20 protein-coding genes and 1 pseudogene are annotated in these 21,057 nt (G+C 62.4%); 11 read left to right on the plus strand and 10 right to left on the minus strand.

All coding sequences use genetic code 11. From position 1 onward, the window contains the following. The first annotated feature begins 11 nt into the window (after nucleotides 1-11). From mnmG to EU803_RS09570, 4 genes are read left to right on the plus strand one after another with little or no spacing between them, the layout of a single operon-like run. Entirely contained in the window at nucleotides 12-1,880 is a 1,869-nt protein-coding gene (gene mnmG / locus EU803_RS09555) for a tRNA uridine-5-carboxymethylaminomethyl(34) synthesis enzyme MnmG (RefSeq protein ID WP_129682171.1), read from the plus strand. Beyond that, nucleotides 1,877-2,500, plus strand: a complete 624-nt coding sequence (rsmG, locus tag EU803_RS09560; RefSeq protein WP_129682173.1) for a 16S rRNA (guanine(527)-N(7))-methyltransferase RsmG — start codon at nucleotides 1,877-1,879, stop codon at nucleotides 2,498-2,500. The genes mnmG and rsmG overlap by 4 nt, the downstream gene beginning before the upstream one ends. Continuing rightward, entirely contained in the window at nucleotides 2,487-3,287 is an 801-nt protein-coding gene (locus tag EU803_RS09565) for an AAA family ATPase (RefSeq protein WP_129682175.1), read from the plus strand. Before rsmG ends, EU803_RS09565 begins: the two co-directional genes overlap by 14 nt. 13 nt (nucleotides 3,288-3,300) lie before the next feature. After that, a complete protein-coding gene (locus EU803_RS09570; RefSeq protein WP_129682177.1) occupies nucleotides 3,301-4,194 on the plus strand; it encodes a ParB/RepB/Spo0J family partition protein in 894 nt (297 codons plus the stop codon). On the opposite strand, the gene hemW is transcribed toward EU803_RS09570, so the two are convergent. Genes hemW through rph form a run of 3 tightly spaced genes read right to left on the minus strand, consistent with a single transcriptional unit; the run spans nucleotide 4,191 to nucleotide 6,659 of the window. Then, nucleotides 4,191-5,348, minus strand: coding sequence for a radical SAM family heme chaperone HemW (gene hemW, locus EU803_RS09575; RefSeq protein WP_129682179.1), 1,158 nt, complete (start codon nucleotides 5,346-5,348; stop codon nucleotides 4,191-4,193). The two genes, EU803_RS09570 and hemW, sit on opposite strands and share 4 nt — an antisense overlap. Further along, on the minus strand, nucleotides 5,341-5,952 hold the full coding sequence (gene rdgB, locus EU803_RS09580) for an RdgB/HAM1 family non-canonical purine NTP pyrophosphatase (protein WP_129682181.1): 612 nt from the start codon (nucleotides 5,950-5,952) through the stop codon (nucleotides 5,341-5,343). The genes hemW and rdgB overlap by 8 nt, the downstream gene beginning before the upstream one ends. Then, a complete protein-coding gene (gene rph / locus EU803_RS09585) occupies nucleotides 5,949-6,659 on the minus strand; it encodes a ribonuclease PH (protein ID WP_129682183.1) in 711 nt (236 codons plus the stop codon). The genes rdgB and rph overlap by 4 nt, the downstream gene beginning before the upstream one ends. Before the next feature lie 120 nt (nucleotides 6,660-6,779). Here rph and hrcA point away from each other — a divergent pair, with 120 nt between their 5' ends. Both hrcA and EU803_RS09595 read left to right on the plus strand, forming a co-directional pair. Beyond that, entirely contained in the window at nucleotides 6,780-7,841 is a 1,062-nt protein-coding gene (gene hrcA / locus EU803_RS09590; protein ID WP_129682185.1) for a heat-inducible transcriptional repressor HrcA, read from the plus strand. A 12-nt stretch (nucleotides 7,842-7,853) separates the two neighbouring features. Further along, nucleotides 7,854-8,408, plus strand: coding sequence for a nucleotide exchange factor GrpE (locus EU803_RS09595; RefSeq protein WP_129682187.1), 555 nt, complete (start codon nucleotides 7,854-7,856; stop codon nucleotides 8,406-8,408). Here EU803_RS09595 and mutS read toward each other — a convergent pair. Beyond that, nucleotides 8,405-11,032 carry a DNA mismatch repair protein MutS gene (gene mutS, locus EU803_RS09600; protein ID WP_242494330.1) on the minus strand — a complete coding sequence of 876 codons (2,628 nt, stop codon included), beginning with the start codon at nucleotides 11,030-11,032 and terminating at the stop codon, nucleotides 8,405-8,407. The two genes, EU803_RS09595 and mutS, sit on opposite strands and share 4 nt — an antisense overlap. Nucleotides 11,033-11,163: 131 nt before the next feature. Here mutS and EU803_RS09605 point away from each other — a divergent pair, with 131 nt between their 5' ends. After that, complete coding sequence (locus EU803_RS09605; protein WP_129682189.1) at nucleotides 11,164-13,419, plus strand: NADP-dependent malic enzyme; 2,256 nt, start codon at nucleotides 11,164-11,166, stop codon at nucleotides 13,417-13,419. Next, complete coding sequence (locus EU803_RS09610) at nucleotides 13,419-14,285, plus strand: ribokinase (protein WP_129682191.1); 867 nt, start codon at nucleotides 13,419-13,421, stop codon at nucleotides 14,283-14,285. Before EU803_RS09605 ends, EU803_RS09610 begins: the two co-directional genes overlap by 1 nt. Here EU803_RS09610 and msrA read toward each other — a convergent pair. Further along, entirely contained in the window at nucleotides 14,282-14,947 is a 666-nt protein-coding gene (msrA, locus tag EU803_RS09615; RefSeq protein WP_129682193.1) for a peptide-methionine (S)-S-oxide reductase MsrA, read from the minus strand. The two genes, EU803_RS09610 and msrA, sit on opposite strands and share 4 nt — an antisense overlap. A gap of 132 nt (nucleotides 14,948-15,079) precedes the next feature. Here msrA and EU803_RS09620 point away from each other — a divergent pair, with 132 nt between their 5' ends. Together EU803_RS09620 and EU803_RS09625 are read left to right on the plus strand one after the other, a co-directional pair. Then, nucleotides 15,080-15,991, plus strand: a complete 912-nt coding sequence (locus tag EU803_RS09620; protein WP_129682195.1) for a D-amino acid aminotransferase — start codon at nucleotides 15,080-15,082, stop codon at nucleotides 15,989-15,991. A 68-nt stretch (nucleotides 15,992-16,059) separates the two neighbouring features. Beyond that, the gene (locus tag EU803_RS09625; RefSeq protein WP_129682197.1) at nucleotides 16,060-16,764 is read left to right on the plus strand and encodes an HAD family hydrolase; all 705 of its coding nucleotides are present in this window, start codon (nucleotides 16,060-16,062) and stop codon (nucleotides 16,762-16,764) included. On the opposite strand, the gene EU803_RS09630 is transcribed toward EU803_RS09625, so the two are convergent. The 3 genes and pseudogenes from EU803_RS09630 to EU803_RS09640 all read right to left on the minus strand — a co-directional run bounded on the left by EU803_RS09630 (nucleotide 16,754) and on the right by EU803_RS09640 (nucleotide 18,759). Further along, complete coding sequence (locus tag EU803_RS09630) at nucleotides 16,754-17,041, minus strand: SCP2 sterol-binding domain-containing protein (RefSeq protein ID WP_129682199.1); 288 nt, start codon at nucleotides 17,039-17,041, stop codon at nucleotides 16,754-16,756. The two genes, EU803_RS09625 and EU803_RS09630, sit on opposite strands and share 11 nt — an antisense overlap. A gap of 24 nt (nucleotides 17,042-17,065) precedes the next feature. Continuing rightward, nucleotides 17,066-17,395 (minus strand): annotated as a pseudogene (locus EU803_RS09635) (GNAT family N-acetyltransferase); the annotation flags it as partial. Between the two features lie 140 nt (nucleotides 17,396-17,535). Next, complete coding sequence (locus tag EU803_RS09640; RefSeq protein WP_129682203.1) at nucleotides 17,536-18,759, minus strand: argininosuccinate synthase; 1,224 nt, start codon at nucleotides 18,757-18,759, stop codon at nucleotides 17,536-17,538. Nucleotides 18,760-18,924: 165 nt separating this feature from the next. Here EU803_RS09640 and EU803_RS09645 point away from each other — a divergent pair, with 165 nt between their 5' ends. After that, nucleotides 18,925-19,689, plus strand: a complete 765-nt coding sequence (locus tag EU803_RS09645) for a hypothetical protein (protein WP_129682205.1) — start codon at nucleotides 18,925-18,927, stop codon at nucleotides 19,687-19,689. Nucleotides 19,690-19,742: 53 nt separating this feature from the next. Here the strand turns inward: EU803_RS09645 and EU803_RS09650 are convergent, their stop codons facing one another. Beyond that, nucleotides 19,743-20,177, minus strand: a complete 435-nt coding sequence (locus EU803_RS09650) for an NUDIX hydrolase (RefSeq protein ID WP_129682207.1) — start codon at nucleotides 20,175-20,177, stop codon at nucleotides 19,743-19,745. 129 nt (nucleotides 20,178-20,306) lie between these two features. Next, the gene (locus EU803_RS09655; RefSeq protein ID WP_129682209.1) at nucleotides 20,307-21,023 is read right to left on the minus strand and encodes a hypothetical protein; all 717 of its coding nucleotides are present in this window, start codon (nucleotides 21,021-21,023) and stop codon (nucleotides 20,307-20,309) included. Nucleotides 21,024-21,057: the final 34 nt, after the last annotated feature.

The raw sequence follows: 21,057 nt of genomic DNA on the forward strand, positions 1-21,057 counted from the left end.
GAGTGTTTCACGTGAAACATCGCGACTTCGACGTAATCGTGGTTGGCGGCGGACATGCCGGAACCGAGGCCGCTCATGCCGCCGCCCGCACCGGCGCGCGCACAGCCGTTGTCACCCTGCGCCGTGACGGGATCGGGGTCATGTCCTGCAACCCCGCCATCGGCGGGTTGGGCAAGGGTCACCTCGTCCGCGAGATCGACGCGCTTGACGGCGTGATGGGTTTGGTCGCCGACCTTGCCGGGATTCAATTCAGGCTTTTGAACCGCAAGAAAGGGCCAGCCGTCCAAGGCCCGCGCGCTCAGGCCGACCGGGCGATCTACCGCCGGGAAATGCTGCGTCTGACCGAGACGCAAGACAACCTCTCGATCGTCGAGGGCGAGGCAACTGACTTCATAATGGATGGCGACCGTGTCGCAGGCATTCAACTGGCGGACGGATCGGGCATATCGGCGGGGGCCGTCGTTCTGACCACCGGAACATTTTTGCGCGGGGTCATCCACATCGGTGACGTCTCCAGGCCGGGCGGGCGCATGGGCGAACAACCCTCCGTCGCCATGGCGGACCGGCTCTATGGGTTCGGCCTGCCAATCGGGCGGCTGAAAACCGGAACGCCGCCGCGTCTTGACGGCAGAACCATCAATTGGGACGGGCTTGAAATGCAGCCCGGTGACGACGATCCGGCGCTGTTTTCCTTCCTGTCCAAGGGGGTGTCCGCGCGCCAGATTTCCTGCGGCATCACCCACACCAACGGCACGACCCATGACATCATCCGGGAAAACCTGTCCCGCTCGGCGATGTATGGTGGCCATATCGAGGGGGTCGGTCCGCGCTATTGCCCGTCGATCGAGGACAAGATCGTGCGCTTTGCCGACAAGACATCGCACCAGATTTTCCTTGAACCTGAAGGGGTTGATGATCCGACGATCTATCCAAACGGCATTTCAACCTCGCTGCCCGTCGATGTGCAAGAGGCCTATGTCCGCTCGATCAAGGGGTTGGAACAGGTGGCGATTACCCAGCCGGGCTATGCCATCGAATACGATTATGTCGATCCGCGCGCGCTGACCCACACCCTGTCGTTGCGCGACGTGCCGGGCCTGTTTCTCGCCGGGCAGATCAACGGAACCACGGGATACGAAGAGGCCGCGGCGCAGGGCCTTGTTGCCGGGCTGAACGCCGCGCGGCTGGCCACGTCGCTTGATCCGATCGAATTCAGCCGAATCGACAGCTATATTGGCGTCATGGTGGATGATCTGGTCACGCGCGGGGTCTCGGAACCCTACCGCATGTTCACCTCGCGCGCCGAATTCCGCCTGTCCCTGCGCGCGGACAATGCGGACCAGCGACTCACCGAAAAGGGACGCGAGGCCGGTCTCGTCGGCACTCCCCGGTGGGAGGCATTCTCGGCCAAGCTCGATCAACTCAAGCAGGCCAGGGCGCAACTTTCCGATATCACCCTTTCGGCCCGGCAGATTGCCGGGGCTGGGGCGAACCTGAACCCCGACGGCCCAAGCCGCTCCGCGCTCGACGCCCTGTCCCTGAACGATTTCGAGTTCGCGCATCTGACGTCCCTCGCGCCCGAAGCGGCTGATATTCCGGCGGAGATTGCGGAACAGGTAAAGCGCGACGCGCTTTACGCGCATTACATCGCCCGGCAGAACCGCGATATCGAAGTGCTGCGCAAGGACGAGGCCGTGCTTATCCCGGAAACCCTTGATTTCAAAGACATCTCGGGACTTTCGACAGAGTTGGCAACCAAGCTGTCCAAGGTGCGGCCGTCCAATATGGCGCAGGCGGCGCGGATCGACGGGATGACGCCCGCGGCCCTGATGCTGGTTCTTTCGAAGATTCGGCAGACCGAAAAGGCACGTTCGGCATGACCTCGGTCGCAACCGGGGCAGGGGATGTTTCACGTGAAACATATGACCGGCTCAAGGCCTTTGAGGGGTTGGTGGCAAAGTGGTCGCCCCGGATCAATCTGGTCTCGAAATCCGATCTTTCGGATATCTGGGGGCGGCATATCCTCGATTCGCTCCAGCTCGTTCCGCTTGTGCCAGGAGCGCCCCAAAGTTGGGTGGATCTTGGGTCCGGTGGCGGGTTTCCGGGTATCGTCATTGCCATCGTGGCGCGAGACCATTGGCCGGATTTGACCACGACCCTAATCGAAAGCGACCAGCGCAAGGCGACCTTCCTGCGCACGGCGATCCGCGAGCTGGATCTTGCGGCCACTGTCCGGACCGAACGGATTGAAGAGGCGCCACCGCAGGCCGCGGATGTGCTGACCGCGCGTGCACTTGCCGCGCTCGACGGTCTTTTTGCCTATGCAGAACAACACCTTGCCCCCGATGGCGTTGCAATCTTTCCAAAAGGGCGCCGCGCTGACGAGGAAATCGCGCAGGCCCGGGAAAATTGGACCTTTGATCTTCAGGAAACGCAAAGTATCACCGACCCCGAGGCAAGAATCCTAACCGTCAGGAATATCAAACGTGCCAGACCTTAGCCGCGTCAGCGCTCCGAAAATCATTGCCATCGCCAATCAAAAAGGTGGCGTGGGCAAGACGACAACGGCGGTGAATCTGGCTGCGGCGCTTGCGGAATCGGGGCAGCGCGTCCTGTTGATCGACCTTGATCCGCAGGGGAACGCATCGACCGGGCTTGGCATCGAACGCGACCAGCGCGATTACACCACCTATGACCTGATGGCCGGAGACGCGCCGGTTTTTGACGTGGTCAAGGAGACCGGCTTCGAAAACCTGCTGATCGTTCCGGCGAATACCGACCTCAGCTCCGCCGATATCGAGCTGATTTCGAACGAAAAACGCAGCTTCCTGCTACATGACGCGTTGCGCCAATCCGCGATGGACGCCTTCGCGCTTGACTACATATTGATAGACTGTCCGCCCAGCCTCAACATATTGACAGTCAATGCCATGGTCGCTGCCCATTCCGTACTGGTGCCGCTGCAAAGTGAATTCTACGCGCTGGAAGGTCTGTCGCAGCTGATGCTGACCCTGCGCGAGGTCCGCCAGACCGCGAACCCGAACCTTCGGATCGAAGGCATCGTCCTGACCATGTATGACAAGCGCAATAACCTGTCCCAGCAGGTCGAGGCGGATGCACGCGACAACCTGGAAGGGCTGGTTTTCGAAACCATGATCCCCCGGAACGTCCGGCTGAGCGAGGCGCCGTCTTTCGCCATGCCGATCCTGCAATACGATCCGGCCTCGAAGGGAAGCGAAGCCTATCGCGCCCTTGCGGCCGAGTTGATTCAAAGAGAAACCGCTTAGGAAAGGACATCCGATGGCCGAGAAAACGAACCGGAATCGCGGCCTTGGGCGCGGTCTGTCCGCGCTGATGTCCGATGTGACCGCCACCAACGATGCCAACCCGGCCGCCCCCGCGAAGCCCGACCAGATGGTGCCGGTCGACCGGATCCGGCCAAACCCGGACCAGCCCCGACGCAGCTTCAATCAGGACGCGCTGGAAGAATTGGCCGCGTCGATCCGCGAAAAGGGCGTGATCCAGCCGTTGATCGTGCGGACGGACCCGAAAGATCCCGCCCTGTTCGAAATCGTCGCGGGCGAGCGCCGTTGGCGCGCGTCACAGATCGCCAAACGGCATGAAGTCCCTGTAATCGTTCGGGAATTCACCGACTCTGAGGTTCTGGAAGTCGCCATTGTCGAAAACATCCAGCGCGCCGACCTGAACCCGATTGACGAGGCCGCGGGCTATCGCCAGTTGATTGACCGGTTTGGCCACACGCAGGAACAACTTGCCTCGGCCCTTGGCAAAAGCCGCAGCCATATCACCAATCTGATGCGCCTTCTGACGCTGCCGCAGGCCGTTCAGACCCATGTCGTCGAAGGCCGGATGAGCGCCGGCCACGCCCGAGCGCTGATCGGGCGGGACGATGCAGAGGCGCTGGCGCGGAAGGTGATCGCCGAAGGCCTGTCGGTGCGCGAGGTCGAAAAGTTGGTCAAGGCGCCAACACCGAAGCGCCCCGCGCAAAACCGGTCCAGCGGACCAGCCCGCAAAGATCCCGATACGATCCAGATCGAAAAGGAGCTTGGCGCGACGCTGAAGATGGATGTCAGCATCGACCACGCCGAAGGGCAGGAAAGCGGCAAGCTGACGCTACGATATAAGTCATTGGAACAATTGGACGATCTGCTTCGGCTTTTGTCCGGGGGCTAGTCCGACAACAACTCTCGCAGGACCGCATTCAGCACGGGCCGCCCCGCATCGGTGGTCTGAAGGTGTCCGTGGCGTTGTTCGAGCAATCCCATGTCGGTGAGGGCGGCAATGCGCGGCGCAAACCGATCGCCCGAAAGGGCGGAAAGCCGGTCCAGCGACACCCCATCGGTCAGGCGCAGCCCCATCAGCAGGAACTCGGTCGCTTCATCCGGGCGGTCCAGCCCTTCGTCGGGCAGGGCGCCGGTTCCGGTCTTTTCAACGCGGTCCAGCCAGGCGCCGGGGGCAAGCGGGGTTGTCGTGGCAAAGCGCCGCCCGCCGAATGTCAGCCGCCCGTGCGCCCCGGGGCCAATTCCGGCGTAATCCCCATAGCGCCAATAGATCAGGTTATGGATCGATTCAGACCCGGGTTTGGCGTGATTAGAGACTTCGTAGGCCGGGAATCCCATCTCGCCACAGATGTCCTGCGTCGCCTCGTACATATCGGCGGCAAGATCGTCATCGGGCAGGTTCCGCAGCTTTCCGGCGGCATATCTGTCGCCAAAGGCTGTGCCTTCCTCGATGGTCAGTTGATACAGCGACAGGTGATCGACGGCTTTTGACAACGCCTCGCGCAGCTCCGCCTGCCACGCGTCCAGCGTTTGCCCCTGACGGGCATAGATCAGGTCGAAACTCACCCGGTCAAAGGCACCTCTGGCGATGTCGAAGGCCCGATAGGCCTCTTTGACCGTATGAAGACGGCCAAGGGCGCGCAGATCCGGATCATTCAACGCCTGAATGCCCATCGACACCCGGTTGACCCCCGCGTCGCGATATCCGGTAAAGCGCCCCGCCTCGACCGAGGTCGGGTTCGCCTCCAGCGTGATCTCGATACTGTTGGTCGTCGGCCATGTCGCGCGGACCCGATCCAGGATCGCGCCGACGATCTCGGGTTCCATCAAACTGGGCGTGCCGCCGCCAAAGAAGACCGATCGCAGAACGCGGCCCGGGGTCAGCGCGCCGACCCTGTCAATCTCGGTCAGATAGGCCGCGGCCCAGCGTTTCTGGTCGATGCTGGCCGCGACATGACTGTTGAAGTCGCAGTAAGGGCATTTCGACTGGCAAAACGGCCAGTGGATATAGAGGCCAAAGCCCCCGTTTTCCCAATCCTCAGGCAAAACAGCCCTTTACCAGCTTGGAAAAGGCGTCGGCCCGGTGACTGATCCGGTTCTTTTCCCAGCGGTCCATTTCGCCAAAGGTCTGGTCATAGCCGTCGGGTTGAAAGATCGGGTCATAGCCGTGCCCCTGATCGCCCCGCATCGGCCAGACGATCCGGCCCGGCATCGCGCCTTCGAACACCTCTTCATGTCCGTCCGGCCAGACCAGCACAAGCGTGCAACAGAACCGGGCGCGGCGGGGTTCGGGGGCGTTCACCGCCTCCAGCTCGGTCCAGGTGCGGGTCATCGCCATGGTGAAATCACGGCCGTTCGGCGTTTCCGCCCAATCGGCGGTATAGACACCGGGCGCATTGCCCAGCGCCTCTACTTCGATCCCGGAATCATCGGCCAGCGCGGGCAGGCCGGTGGCCTTCATCGCCGCGCGGGCCTTGATCCGGGCATTTCCGACAAAAGTGGTTTCGGTTTCTTCCGGTTCGGGCAGCCCGTGATCGGCGTTCGACGAGACCTTGACGCCATAGGGCGCAAGAAGATCGGCGATCTCCTCCAGCTTGCCGCGATTATGCGTCGCGATCAGCAGTTCGGGCGCGTCGAACCGGCGGGTCATTTCGCCGCCGCCAGCTGGGCCGCCGCCAATTGTTCGCCGCCGGAGATCGCAAGATCCATCAGCGCGTCCATCTGCTCGCGGCTGAAGGTCGCGCCTTCTGCGGACATCTGCACCTCGATCAGCTTGCCACCGGTCATGACAAAATTGCCGTCGACCCCGGCTTCACTGTCCTCGGGATAGTCCAGATCCATCACCGCCTGTCCCGCATAGATACCGCAGGAAATGGCCGAGACCGGATCGCCCAGCGGGTCGGTGGTGATCGCACCCGCCTTCATCAGCTTATTCACTGCAAGGCGCAGCGCGACCCAACCGCCGGTGATCGAGGCGCAGCGGGTGCCGCCATCGGCCTGGATCACATCGCAATCGACAACAATCTGGCGCTCGCCCAGGGCAACGCGGTCCACCCCGGCCCGTAGCGACCGGCCGATCAGCCGCTGAATTTCTTGGGTCCGGCCGGATTGCTTGCCAGCCGCGGCCTCGCGCCGGTTGCGGGTGGTGGTGGCGCGGGGCAGCATCCCGTATTCCGCCGTGACCCAGCCAAGGCCCGAATTGCGCATGAACGGCGGTACTTTTTCATCCACGCTGGCCGTGCACAGCACATGGGTATCGCCCATACGGATCAGGCAAGACCCCTCAGCGTGCTTTGTCACGTCGATTTCGATCGACACGGGGCGCATTTCATCAATTTTCCGGCCAGACGGGCGCATATTCGGTCTCCTGTTCCTATATTCGGGGGGATACGCCGCGCGGACCCGAAATCCAACCCCGATTGACGTTCCGGGACCCACGGTTTTAATTGGCGCGCCTTAGTCAGGGACATTGATACGATGTCGAAGAACCCGCTGTTTGACGAGATGAACGAACGCTCGCTCGAGGTGTTTCGCCGGGTGGTCGAAGGATATCTTGAAACCGGGGCCCCGGTCGGGTCGCGCACGCTGACGCGCAGCATGTCGGAAAAGGTCAGCGCCGCGACGATCCGCAACGTCATGCAGGATCTGGAATTCCTTGGCCTACTGGGCAGCCCGCATATCTCCGCCGGGCGGGTGCCCACCCAAACCGGGCTGCGGCTTTTCGTTGACGGGCTGCTCGAGGTGTCCTCGCCCAACAGCGACGACCGCAGCAAGATCGAAGAGACCCTTGGCACGAATGAATCCGATGTCGGCACACTTCTGGACCGGGTCGGATCGGCCCTGTCCGGCGTGACCCATGGCGCCAGCCTTGTCCTGACGCCCAAGCACGAGGCGCCAATCCGCCACGTCGAATTCGTGTCGCTGGGGCCGGACCGGGCGCTTGTGGTTCTGGTCTTTGGCGATGGGCATGTGGAAAACCGCATATTCACCCCTCCGCCGGGGCAAACCCCGTCCTCCATGCGCGAGGCGGCGAATTTCCTGAATTCCATCGTCGAGGGGCACACGCTGTCCGAACTTGGCCGGGTCATTCAGCGCGAAATCGCGAACCGCCGGCAAGAGATCGACACGCTTGCCCGCGATCTTGTCGAAAGCGGCGCGGCGGTCTGGACCAACGAGGGCGAACCGACCGAACGCCTGATTGTCCGGGGCCGCGGCAACCTCCTGTCGTCCGACGAATCCGGAGAGGACCTTGAACGCATCCGCGCGCTGTTTGACGATCTGGAGCGCAAGCGGGACATCGCCGAATTCCTCGAACTGACCGAGGGCGGCGAAGGTGTGCGCATTTTTATCGGCTCCGAGAACAAGCTTTTTTCACTTTCGGGTTCCTCTCTGGTCGTTTCTCCTTATATGAACGCCGACCGAAAGATTATTGGCGCCGTTGGCGTCATCGGTCCGACGCGACTCAATTATGGGCGGGTCGTTCCGATCGTGGATTACACAGCACAGTTGATCGGGCGGATGCTCTCCGACCGGTCGTGAAGGGAAGACAAGATGGCAGAGCAGAACGCCGAACCGAAAACGCTTGAAGAACTGGCCGCCGAAGGCGACGAGATGGACGCGGCAGAGGTAGAGCAAAACGCAGAGCTGGAAACGCTGCGCGCCGAACGGGACGATTTCAAGGATCGTTTCATGCGGGCGCTGGCCGATGCGGAAAACACCCGCAAGCGGGCCGAGCGGGACCGGCGCGAGGCCGAGAACTATGGTGGGTCCAAGCTCGCCCGCGATCTGCTGCCGGTCTACGACAACCTTGAACGCGCCCTTCGCATGGCGACTGAAGACGGCAAAGAGGGCGACAAGGCCCTGCTGGAAGGCGTCGAACTGACCATGCGAGAGTTGGTCAACGTCTTCAAAAAGCACGGGATCGAGCCGATCCGCCCTGAGCCGGGCGACAAGTTTGATCCGCAGATGCATCAGGCCATGTTCGAAGCGCCGGTTCCCGGCACCCGGGCGGGCGAGATTATCGACGTTTCGACCACCGGCTTCCTGCTGCACGACCGCCTGCTGCGCCCGGCTCAGGTTGGCGTGTCGTCGATGCCGGCAAGCTAGATCAGACTTTTTAGCTCGTAGATCAGGTTCAGGGCTTCCCGTGGCGTCAGCGCATCGGGAAGCACCTCTTTCAACCGCTCCTCAACCACGCTTTCCTTGGCAGGGGCCGCCGGTTTCGGGGCGGGGGTGGCCGAAAACAGCGGCAAATCGTCGATAAGCGATTCCCGCGCCTGTCCGCCCTCGCGCTCCCCTTTCTCCAGGGCCTCCAACACGACACGCGCCCGTTCCACCACCATCGGCGGCAATCCGGCCAGTCGCGCAACCTGCACCCCATAGGACCGGTCGGCGGTTCCCTTCTTCACCTCGTGAAGAAAGACGACCTCGCCCTCCCACTCCTTGACCGTGACCGTGGCGTTTGCCGCCCCGTCCAGCCTGTCGGCCAGCCCGGCCATCTCGTGGTAATGGGTTGCGAACAGCGCCCGGCAGCGGTTCACGTCGTGCAGGTGTTCCAGCGTAGCCCAGGCGATCGACAGCCCGTCATAGGTTGCCGTGCCGCGCCCGATTTCATCCAAGATCACCAGTGCCCGGTCATCCGCCTGATTCAGGATCGCGGCGGTTTCCACCATCTCGACCATGAAGGTTGACCGCCCGCTGGCAAGATCGTCGGACGCGCCGACCCGGCTGAAAATCTGACTGACAATTCCGATATGGGCGTCTTTGGCGGGAACATAGCTTCCCATTTGCGCAAGAATGGCAATCAGGGCGTTCTGCCGAAGGAAGGTCGATTTCCCTGCCATGTTCGGGCCGGTCAGCAGCCAGATCGACGGCCCGCTCAGGTCACAGTCATTGGCAACGAAACTTTCTCCGGACCGGCGCAACGCCTGTTCTACAACCGGATGCCGCCCGCCCGAAATTTCAAAGGCGCGGCTGTCGTCGATCCGGGGGCGGGTCCAGTCCTCGCTTCGGGCAAGGGTGGCAAGCGCGGTCGCAAGGTCGAACTCCGCAAGGGCGCGAGCCAGGGCGCCAACCTGTGGCGCGCTATCCAAAATCGCGCCTCTCAGGCTTGAATAGAGCCGCTTTTCAATCTCCAGCGCCCGCGCGCCCGCGTTCAGGATCTTGGTTTCGATCTCGCTCAGCTCGACAGTGGTGAACCGGACCTGATTGGCTGTGGTCTGCCGGTGAATGAAGGTCTCGGACAGGGGCGGCTTCATCATCTTGTCCGCGTGGGTCGCGGTGGTTTCGATGAAATAGCCCAGCACGTTGTTGTGCTTGATCTTCAGCGACCCGACCCCGGACAGCTCCGCATATTCAGCCTGCATCCGCGCGATCACGCTGCGCCCCTCGTCCCGCAGGGTCCGCGCCTCGTCCAGATCGGCGTCGTATCCCGGCGCGATGAACCCGCCATCCCGCACCAAAAGCGGCGGCTCCGCCACCAGCGCCTGATCCAGCAAGTCCAACAGTTCGTCATGGCCGGTCAGGTCGCTGCGGGCCGTGGATAGAAGCGCGGGCAGGTCGACGCCCTCCAGCACGCCGGCAATCCGCTCTGCCTGTTCCAGCGAATTGCGGATCGCGGTCATGTCGCGCGGCCCCGCCCGGTCCAGCGACAAGCGCGACAGGGCGCGGTCCACATCATGCACCCCGCGCAGATGGCCGCGCAGATCTTCGGTCAGACGCGGGGCGTCGTGAAACACCGCGACGGCGTCCTGCCGGGCCTGAATGGTGGCAAGATCGCAGGCGGGGCTGGACAGCCGCCGCTCCAACAGCCGCGCACCAGCGGCCGAGACCGTCCGGTCCACCACGGACAAAAGCGACCCGGCCCGGCCGCCCCCCAGCGCGTGAGTCAGTTCCAGCGATTTGCGGGTGGCCGCGTCGATCTGCATCGCCGCGCGCTGCCCCTCCAGAACCGGGGGGCGCAGCAGGGGCAGGTTCCCTTTCTGGGTGATCTCCAGATAGTTCACGACCGCCGACATGGCCGCGACCTCGGCCCGGCCAAAGCTGCCAAAGGCGTCCAGCGAGGCGACGCGGTAGAGATCGCACAACCGCGCCTCGCCATTCGTGCTATCAAATGCCGCGCGGCCAAGTTCCGTCAGCGACGCCCCGGAATCAGACACTATTCCTGCCAAAACCGGGTCTGACCCTTCAGGCAGCACCACCTCTTTCGGGGAAAGGCGGGCCAGTTCCGGACCCAGCCGGGTTTCCGTGCAAGCCATGACCGAAAACGCGCCCGTGGAAATATCCACCCAGGCCAGCGCCGCCGCATCGCGGACCTTGGCAAAGGCCGCAAGGAAGTTGTGGCGCCGCGCGTCCAGCAGGGAATCCTCGGTCAACGTGCCGGGGGTGACCAGCCGCACAACGTCGCGCCGCACCACCGATTTCGACCCGCGCTTTTTCGCCTCTGCCGGGTCTTCCATCTGTTCGCAGACAGCTACGCGGAACCCCTTGCGGATCAGGGTCAGCAAGTAGTTTTCGGCGGCATGGACCGGCACGCCGCACATCGGGATATCCTCGCCCAGATGTTGGCCGCGCTTGGTCAGCGCGATATCCAGCGCCTCGGCCGCCGCCACGGCATCGTCAAAGAACATCTCGTAGAAGTCGCCCATCCGATAGAACAGGAGCGACCCGGGATGGTTCTCCTTGATCTCCAGATATTGCGCCATCATCGGCGTAACGCCGGCAGCTGCCATGATATCCCCCGTGGACGTGTTTCGGCAGAACCTAACCAGCCGATGTTAGCGACGAAAGCCGAAAAGCTGACCATTGCGGGCTGAATGTCGTGCAGTTATGCCGAAAGGACGGTTTCGGAGGAAAGACAGGCATGGCCAAGGTAAAGCACACGCGCGAAGAGGCGCTTCGGTTCCACATGGAACCCACCCCCGGCAAATGGGAGGTGAAGGCGACCGTGCCGATGACCACCCAGCGCGACCTGTCGCTGGCCTATTCCCCCGGCGTCGCCGTGCCTTGCGAGGATATCGCGGCAAACCCGGAACTCGCCTATGACTACACCAACAAGGGCAACCTTGTTGCGGTCATCTCGAACGGGACCGCCGTTCTGGGCCTTGGCAACCTTGGCGCGCTCGGCTCCAAGCCGGTGATGGAGGGCAAGTCGGTCCTGTTCAAACGCTTCGCCGACGTCAACTCGATCGACATCGAACTGGACACCGAAGACCCCGAAGAGATCATCAACGCGATCAAGCTGATGGGACCGACCTTTGGCGGCATCAACCTCGAAGACATCAAGGCGCCGGAATGTTTTATCATCGAAAGCCGCCTGAAAGAGATGATGGACATTCCCGTCTTTCACGATGACCAGCACGGCACGGCGGTGATCTGCGCGGCGGGGCTTATCAACGCGCTGCACCTGTCCGGCAAGAAGATCGAAGACTGCAAGATCGTGCTGAACGGGGCCGGGGCCGCCGGGATCGCCTGTCTGGAACTGGTCAAGGCGATGGGCGCGCGCCACGACAATTGCATCATGTGCGACACCAAGGGCGTGATCTATCAGGGCCGGACCGAGGGCATGAACCAGTGGAAATCCGCCCATGCCGCCGTGACCGACGCCCGCACCCTGGAAGAGGCGATGAAAGATGCCGATGTCTTCCTTGGCGTGTCGGCAAAGGGGGCGGTCACGCCGGAAATGGTCGCCTCGATGGCGCCGAACCCGGTCATTTTCGCCATGGCCAACCCCGACCCCGAGATCACCCCGGAAGAGGCGCATGAGGTGCGCGAGGATGCCATCGTCGCGACCGGCCGGTCCGACTATCCGAACCAGGTCAACAACGTGCTTGGCTTTCCCTACCTGTTCCGTGGCGCGCTCGATATCCACGCCCGTGCAATCAATGACGAGATGAAGATCGCCTGTGCAGAGGCGCTTGCCGAACTGGCCCGGCAGGATGTGCCGGACGAGGTCGCCATGGCCTATGGGCGCAAACTGACCTTTGGCCGCGATTACATCATCCCGACCCCCTTCGATCCGCGTCTGATCCATGTGATCCCGCCCGCCGTGGCAAAGGCGGGGATGGAAACCGGCGTGGCCCGCCGCCCGATCATCGACATGGAAGGCTATACGCTTTCGCTGAAATCCCGCATGGACCCGACCGCGCATATCCTGCGCGGCATCCATGCCCGCGCCCGCGCCGCGCAGGCCACGATGATCTTTGCCGAAGGCGACGATCCCCGCGTTTTGCGTGCCGCCGTGCAATATCAGCGGTCCGGACTGGGCAAGGCGCTGGTCGTGGGGCGTGACAGCGACGTCCGTGAAAAGCTGACCGCCGAAGGTCTCGCCGATGCTGTGGCCGAGGTCGAAGTGGTCAACGCCGCCAACACCACCCACCTCGATAGCTACAAAAGCTTCCTTTATGACCGGCTGCAGCGCAAAGGCTTTGACCGGACCGATATTCACCGGCTTGCCGCACGCGACCGGCACGTATTCTCGGCCCTGATGCTGGCGCACGGGCATGGCGACGGCATGGTGACTGGGGCAACCCGGAAATCCGCCCATGTTCTGGAACTGATCAACCACGTCTTCGACGCCGACATCACATCGGGCGCGGTCGGCGTGTCCGCCGTGCTGCACAACGGGCGGATCGTGTTGATCTCGGACACGCTTGTGCACGAATGGCCGGACGAAAACGATCTGGCCGATATCGCGGTCCGCTCCGCCTCTGTCGCCCGCGACTTCGGTCTTGAACCGCGCGTCGCCTTCCTGTCCTTCTCGACCTTCGGTTACCCGGTGTCGGAACGGGCGGAAAAGATGCACCGCGCGCCCAAGGTTCTGGACAGCCGCAATGTGGATTTCGAATACGAAGGCGAAATGACCGTCGACGTGGCGCTGAACCCGAAGGCGCAGGAATATTATCCGTTCTCGCGCCTGACCGGTCCGGCGAACGTGCTGGTCGTGCCCGCGCGGCACTCCGCCTCGATCTCGGTCAAGCTGATGCAGGAAATGGCCGGGGCCACCGTCATCGGCCCGATCCTTGCCGGTGTGGAAAAACCGATCCAGATCTGTTCGACCGTCTCCACCGTCAACGACATCGTCAATATGGCCGCGCTCGCCGCGTCCAAGGTGGGCTGATGACGGTCTGGAATCTCGGCTCTATCAACGCGGATTTTGTCTATTCCGTGCCGCATATTCCCGAACCGGGCGAAACGCTGGGGTCAACCGGGCGCAGGCTCTTTCTGGGCGGCAAGGGCGCGAATATGTCTGTCGCCGCCGCGCGGGCCGGGGCCACGGTCCGGCACATCGGCGCGGTTGGGGAAGATGGGCGCTGGGCGATTGACCGGCTTAAGGGATATGGCGTCGGGACCGACGATATCGCCGTGATCGAGGTAGAGACCGCGCAGGCGATCATCATGGTCGATCCGCAGGGTGAAAATTCAATCCTGCTGCACCACGGCGCCAATTTCGCAGTTCCTTTCGACCGAGTGCAGGCCGCGCTTGCCCATGCGCGCCCGGGTGACTGGCTTGTCGCCCAGAATGAAACCACGCTTCAGGCCGAAACCCTCGCGCTGGGCAAGGAGCGCGGCCTTCGGATCGCCTATGCCGCCGCCCCGTTTTCGGCCAGGGCCGTTCAGGATGTGCTGCCGCTCTTGGATTTCCTGATCCTCAACGATGTCGAGGCGCGACAACTTCAGGCGGCAACCGGCTTGGCCCCGGCGGACCTGCCGGTTGCGGATGTGATCGTCACGCGCGGCGGCGATGGGGCAACATGGTTCGGCGCCCAGGGTGCGGTCGATATCCCGCCCGTTCTGGTCACGCCCGTCGATACCACGGGGGCGGGGGACACCTTTACCGGCTACGTCCTCGCCGGGCTCGATCTGGGGCAGGACATGGCCGATGCGCTGTCACTGGCCGCGCGTGCCGGGGCGCTGATGGTCACCCGGCACGGCACATCTGACGTGATCCCGACCCTGGAAGAGGTCCGCGCCTTCCGGCCTTAGTGGCTCGCAAAGGGCGCGGCGTTCCCCCAAAGCTGGCGAACCCGCTGATCCCGGCCGCAGGCCTCGCGATAAAACGCATAGGCATTCGCTTGCGTCTTCGGCCCGCGCCGGGTCAGAACCACGGATGTTCCACGGTAATAGTTCTGGTGATAGGCTTCCGCCTCGTAAAAGGGCGCGGCGGCAAGGATCGGGGTCACGATCCGCTGGCCAAGGGCCGATTGTGCATCGGCAATCGCGGCCCGGGCAGCGGCCTCTTGCGCCTGTGTAGAGACGAAAATCGCCGTGCGATAGCTACTACCCCGGTCACAGAACTGACCGCCCGCATCGGTCGGATCAACAGACCGCAGGAACAGGTCCAGCAATTGGCGATAGCTGATCTGATCTGCGTCATAGGTGATCTCGACTGCCTCGTAATGGCCGGTGCGCTGGGTCTTCACATCGTCATAGGTCGGGTTGGCCAGGGTTCCGCCGGTATAGCCCGACACCACCTCGCGCACCCCGCGCACAGATTCGAAATCGGACTCGACACACCAGAAACAGCCACCCGCCACGACCATGCGCTGGATATCGCGGGCCTGCGCGGGCTGGGACACCAACGTTGTGCCGACAAAGATCGCAACCGCCAGCGCGGCCATTTTGAACGTTTCAAACTTGATAAACATGGGGCTCTCCTTTGCGGCCACGCTGGCGAAGGCGGCCCACACTGTCCATTCACCCCCGCGTGAGTTCACGCGCTCTTTACCCCTTGGAACATTTCCGGCGCCGCCCTAGCCTGCGCCGAAACGGAGGGCCCGATGACCGATCATGTAACCACGCACCAGGCGGCCGAAGACGCCCGCAATGACAGCATCCTGATCTATCTCAATGGCAGGATCGTGCCAAAGGCGCAGGCCATGGTCAGCGTTTATGACAGCGGGTTCATGCTGGGCGACGGGGTCTGGGAGGGGCTGCGCCTTTATGATGGGCACTGGGCCTTTCTTGGCGAACATATGGACCGGTTGTTCGAGGCGGCTAAGGCCATTGATCTTGATATCGGGATGACCCGGGAACAGGTCATTTCCGCCTTGTTAGAGACACAAAAGGCCAATGAGATGACCACCGATGCCCATGCGCGGCTGATGGTGACGCGGGGGGTCAAGACGCGCCCGTTCCAGCATCCCTCGCTGTCGCGTCAGGGCCCGACCGTGACCATCATCATGGAACATTCCAAACCGTCGATCCCGCGACCGATCCGGCTTGCCACGGTGCCGCATATTCGGGGCTTGCCGATGACGCAGGACCCCAAGTTGAACAGCCACTCGAAACTGAATTGCATCCTTGCCTGTATCGCTGCCGAAAAGGCGGGCGCGGACGAGGCGCTGATGCTGGATGTGCATGGCTTCGTGAACACGACCAACGCCTGCAACTTCTTCATCGTGCGCAAGGGCGCGGTTTGGACCAGCACGGGCGACTACTGCATGAACGGGATTACCCGCCAAAAGGTGATCGACGTGTGCCGGGCCGAAGGCATCCCGGTGTTCGAACGCAACTACAGCCTTGTCGATACCTATGGCGCGGACGAGGCATTCTTGACCGGCACGTTCGGGGCGCAAACACCGGTTGGCGAAATCGACGGCCGCCAGATCGGCACGGGCGAAATGGGGCCGATGACACGCCGCATCCGCGACCTCTACAAGGCGCTCGTCGCGGCAGATGTGGGACGCTAGGCGATGTACAAACCGGGCATGATCACCTGTCGAAATTGTACAAACCGGGACAAATTCGGAGGCAGAGCATGAAAATCGCGATGTGGAGCGGGCCGCGAAACCTGTCGACCGCGATGATGTATTCCTTCGGCGCGCGCAATGATTTCGCCATCTGGGACGAACCATTCTATGCGCCCTATCTGGCGGCGACGGGTCTTGATCATCCCATGCGGGACCAGATCGTCGCCGCGCACGAGGTCGATCCGGCAAAGGTCGCTGCCCGCTGTGCCGGGCCGGTGCCGGATGGAAAAAAACACTGGTATATGAAGCACATGCCGCTTCACATGATCGACGGATTCCCGCTCGATTGGGCCGCGGATTGCGTGAATGTGCACCTGATCCGGCACCCCGCCCGCGTGGTCGCGTCCTATGCGGCCAAGCGGGAAAACCCGACGCTGGACGACATCGGTTATCGTCAGCACCTGGAACTGTTCCGACGGTTTCCCGGCCCGGTGATCGACAGCTCTGATATCCGCGAAAACCCCGAAGAAATGCTGAATAAACTGTGTGAAACCATAGGCTTGGATTGGAACCCCGCCGCGCTTCACTGGCCCGCCGGTGGCCGCGCCGAAGACGGGATATGGGCCAGCCATTGGTATGGCGCGATCCACAAATCCACGGGTTTCGCAGGGGCAGAAGGCCCGCTGCCCACCCTGGCCGGAGAGGCCGCGCACCTCGCCGCAGAGGCCCTGCCGTTCTACGAAACGCTCGCGGTGGAAAAGATCACCCTTTAAGCAGGCTCGCCAGCTTCATCGCAACAGCGGGGTTGCCGCTGATCTTGAGTTTGCCGAGGGCCAGCCCGGTCATCGGATTCAGCTTTCCGGTCAATAGCTTACCCAGATTTTCGGTGCTCATTCGGATGGTGCAATCCGCGTCCGCGTCGTCCCGGCTGACCCCATCGGGCGACAGCAGGATGACCCCGTCCGACCCACAATCGAACTTGAGCCGATCCTCGAAGGCGACCTTCGACGCACCGGCCTGCATCAGCGCGAAAATATCGTCGATGGTCATGTTTTCTGCCTGTCAAACAAGGGGTTAGTCATCCATGAGGATCTTCAGCATCTGAACCTCACCGTCGATGAGCTTGCCCGTGCGGACAAACCCGGATTTCTGGTAGAACCCTTCTGGCCCGTCCGGCTGATCCACGAAGGACAGGCTGACGCGGGGCAGGCGCCATTCACGCGCAACCGCCTCGGCCTCGGCAATCGCCGCGCGTCCATAGCCTTTGCCCTGATAGTCTGCCCCGATCAAAAGCCGCCAGATATAGGCGGATTCGCGGTCGTCGGCCTCTTCCGGCTCGGGGTATCTGGACATGTCGATCATCGCGAGCAACCCGACAGCCGTATCCCCATCCCAAAGCCCCCAAACGGCAGAGGCCGGTTCCTAGGCTTGCTGCGCGATGGTGATTTCATTTGGCGCAACAAGGGGTTGCTGGTTTTCCAGAACCTTGAGGCGGAACAGCGCCCGGAGCGAATTTCGATCGACCGGGCGCCGTTCCAATGCCATCACTTCAGCCGGTTGTTGCGGGCCGCAAGCAGTTTCAGGCGCAGCGCGTTCAGCTGGATGAAGCCAGCGGCGTCTTTCTGGTCGTAGGCACCGGCGTCGTCTTCGAAGGTCACATGCGCCTCGGAGTAGAGCGAGTGGTCGGACCAGCGGCCGACGCAGTTCACCGACCCTTTGTAGAGCTTCAGGCGGACCGTGCCGGTCACGTGTTCCTGGCTCTTGTCGATGGCGGCCTGCAGCATTTCCCGTTCCGGAGAGAACCAGAAACCGTTGTAGATCAGCTCGGCATAGCGGGGCATCAGGCTGTCCTTGAGGTGGCCTGCGCCGCTGTCCAGCGTGATCTGTTCGATGCCGCGGTGGGCCTCCAGAAGGATCGTGCCGCCGGGCGTTTCATAGATCCCGCGCGATTTCATCCCGACAAAGCGGTTCTCGACGAAGTCGAGCCGCCCGACGCCATGTTTGCGGCCATAGTCGTTCAGTTGGGTCAGGATCGTGGCGGGGCTCATCGCCTCGCCGTTGATCGCGACCGCGTCACCCCTTTCGAAGGTCACTTCGATGAATTCCGGCGTGTCGGGCGCCTCTTCGGGGCTGACCGTGCGCTGGTAAACATAGTCGGGGGCCATGTCGGCCGGGTCTTCCAGAACCTTCCCTTCCGAGGAGGTATGCAGCAGGTTAGCGTCCACGCTGAACGGGGCCTCGCCCCGTTTATCCTTGGCAATCGGAATCTGGTTTTCTTCGGCAAAGGCCAGAAGTTTCGTGCGCGAGGACAGATCCCATTCGCGCCAGGGAGCGATCACTTTGATATTCGGGTCGAGCGCATAGGCGGAGAGTTCAAACCGAACCTGATCGTTGCCCTTGCCGGTGGCCCCGTGCGCAACGGCATCGGCCCCGGTTTCATGGGCGATTTCGACCAGACGCTTGGAGATCAGCGGGCGGGCGATAGAGGTGCCCAGCAGATAGAGCCCCTCATAGACCGCGTTGGCGCGGAACATCGGGAAGACGAAGTCGCGCACGAATTCCTCGCGCACATCTTCGATGTAGATGTTCTCGGGCTTGATCCCCAGAAGCTCGGCCTTCTTGCGGGCCGGGTCCAGTTCTTCGCCCTGACCAAGGTCGGCGGTAAAGGTGACAACCTCGCAGCCATATTCCGTTTGCAGCCACTTGAGGATGATCGAGGTATCGAGGCCGCCGGAGTAGGCAAGCACGACTTTCTTGGGGGCAGACATTTCCGCGTTCCTTCGTCTCAGAGTCCGGGGCGAAATACGGGTTTTTTGGATTGCCTGCAAGCAAAGCGGATTGACCTGTTCGCGGGCCGGTGCGACCATCCGCAAAAATTTGGGATAGTGAGGATTTTCGCCATGAGTTGGCAAATTGTAAAACATGCATTTTCAATGGTTTTCGGGAACCTGTCCGATGCGATCAAGGCATCTCTGGTGCCGATCCTCGTGGCGGTGGCCGCGGTACTGATTGCGGTTCTGGTGTTTGACATGCCGTTGTCGATGATGTCGGGCGCGGGCGGGCCGGGCCAAATGATGATGGAGCCGCCGGCAAGCGCCTACCTTGGGCTCTTGCTGCTTCTGGTGGTTTACCTCTTCGTTTTTGGCTGGATCGCGGTCACCTGGCACCGCTACGTGCTTCTTGAGGAATACCCGGCGTCTGTCCCCGCGATCGGAGGTCGCCCGATCTGGCCCTATATCGGCAAGTCGATTCTGATTGGTCTGATCGTCGTCGTGATTGCGATTCCGCTCTTCTTCATTGTCGGGCTTCTTGGTGCGGGTGTCATGATGGGTGGCGGCGGAATGGGTGGCGCCATGGTCGTCGGAACGATTATCGGGCTGGGAATTGGGGCGGTTCTGACGTGGCTATGGTTCCGCTTTGCCATCGTCCTGCCGGGCACGGCGATCGGCAAGCCGATGAAGGCTGGCGAAGGCTGGAACGCGACCAAGGCCTTGTCCGGGACGATCTTTCAGGCGTCCCTGATCATTGTCGGGATCAACATTGTCGCCTCCCTCGTGGTTGGGGTGGTGTCGGCCGGTGTTCCGATATTGGGTGCAATCCTGAACCTTGGGGTGACCTGGGTCACGCTGATGGTCGGGGCCAGCCTGCTGACCACGCTTTATGGTCATATCGTCGAAGGCCGCCCGCTGATCGACTGATCCACGTCTTGATTTGACAGGGTGCGCGTCCGAAAGGGCGCGCATCTGTCGTTTCAGATCAGGGTCTCTACAAAGGCGCGGTCGCCGGGACTGGCGATCAGCTGTGCCGCCTCGGCGATGGGAAGCCAAACGGCGCTGTGATCCGGTTCAACCGGATCACCAAGCCGCAGGACCGGCCGGGCGATGTAGATATGGCACAGCTTCTCGGCCCATTTGTCGTATTCCGGCATGTAGCAGAACCGGCGATAGGCGCCGACGCGCACCGGTTCGGCGATCCGCCAGCCGGTTTCTTCCTGCACTTCGCGGTGGAGTGCCGGGATTGGGTGTTCGCCTGGGTCGATGCCTCCACCGGGAAGCTGGAATTCGTTGAACTGTCCCGCCTGAAAGGTGCACAGAATGTCCCCCCCGCGCGGCAGCATCACATAGGCGCCGGGTCTGATCTGGTATTTCTGCCCGGCGATGGCGGGTTCACCGTATCTGCGGATCATGGGTCGGCTCCGTCGGATGTGTCGTGTTGTTGGCATGACATCCGGCCAGAATGTTGGCAAGCGGGGCTGAAAAGGAAAGGGCAGGCGCGGTGTCCGCGCCTGCCCTTTGGAAACGTATGGCCGTAGGGCTTACTTCTGGCAGCCAGCCTCGAACACGGCGAGCGCCTCGGGCGAAAGTTCCCGGCCGCCGGTGGCGTCGTTCAGCGCAACGTTCTTCGCATCCGCAAGAACCAGATACTGGTCGATCGTGGTCTTGTCGGCTTCAAGCGACAGGTTGGCCTGTTGCAGGGTCGAGATCTGACCGTTGATCGCGTCGATCTCGGACTGCTGGGTGGTCGGGTCAAGCCCGGCCAGCTGGCCCTGTAGATCGGTGATCGCGCCAGTGTTCTGCGTGATCGTGGCGTCGATCACGGCGACCTGACCGGCAAGCTCTTCATCGCTCAGCGCCGACAGTTCCGGCGACAGGGCGTCGCGGGCGGTGTCTGCTTCGGCTTTGGCGACATAGAAGGTGCTGATACGGCCAACGTTGCTGTTCGCACTGGCGTTGGCCATTGCGTTTTCATTGGCGCACATGGCGTTGAGATTGCGCAGTTCGCGGGCAATCGCGCCGTTACCATTTGCGCCGGGGTTCTCGGGGCGGCCGGTGTTCTGGCTGTTGCCGCGCTGTTCAGAGCCGCGGTTGGTGCGGTCCCGGTCACGTCCACGGTTGGAGTTTCCGTTCCCGTTTCCGTTCCCCCGGCCGGCAGCAAAGGCTGTGTCGGCAGAGGCGATGAAGGTGACTGTGCTGACCGCGGTCAGCGACAGGGCAGCGCATAGAGTGGCGGAAAGCATTTTGCGAGTGATCATGGCGTCCTCAATATTGATTTGGCAGGTGGCTGCT

Source organism: Loktanella sp. IMCC34160 (assembly GCF_004145845.1).
GTDB lineage: Bacteria > Pseudomonadota > Alphaproteobacteria > Rhodobacterales > Rhodobacteraceae > SELP01.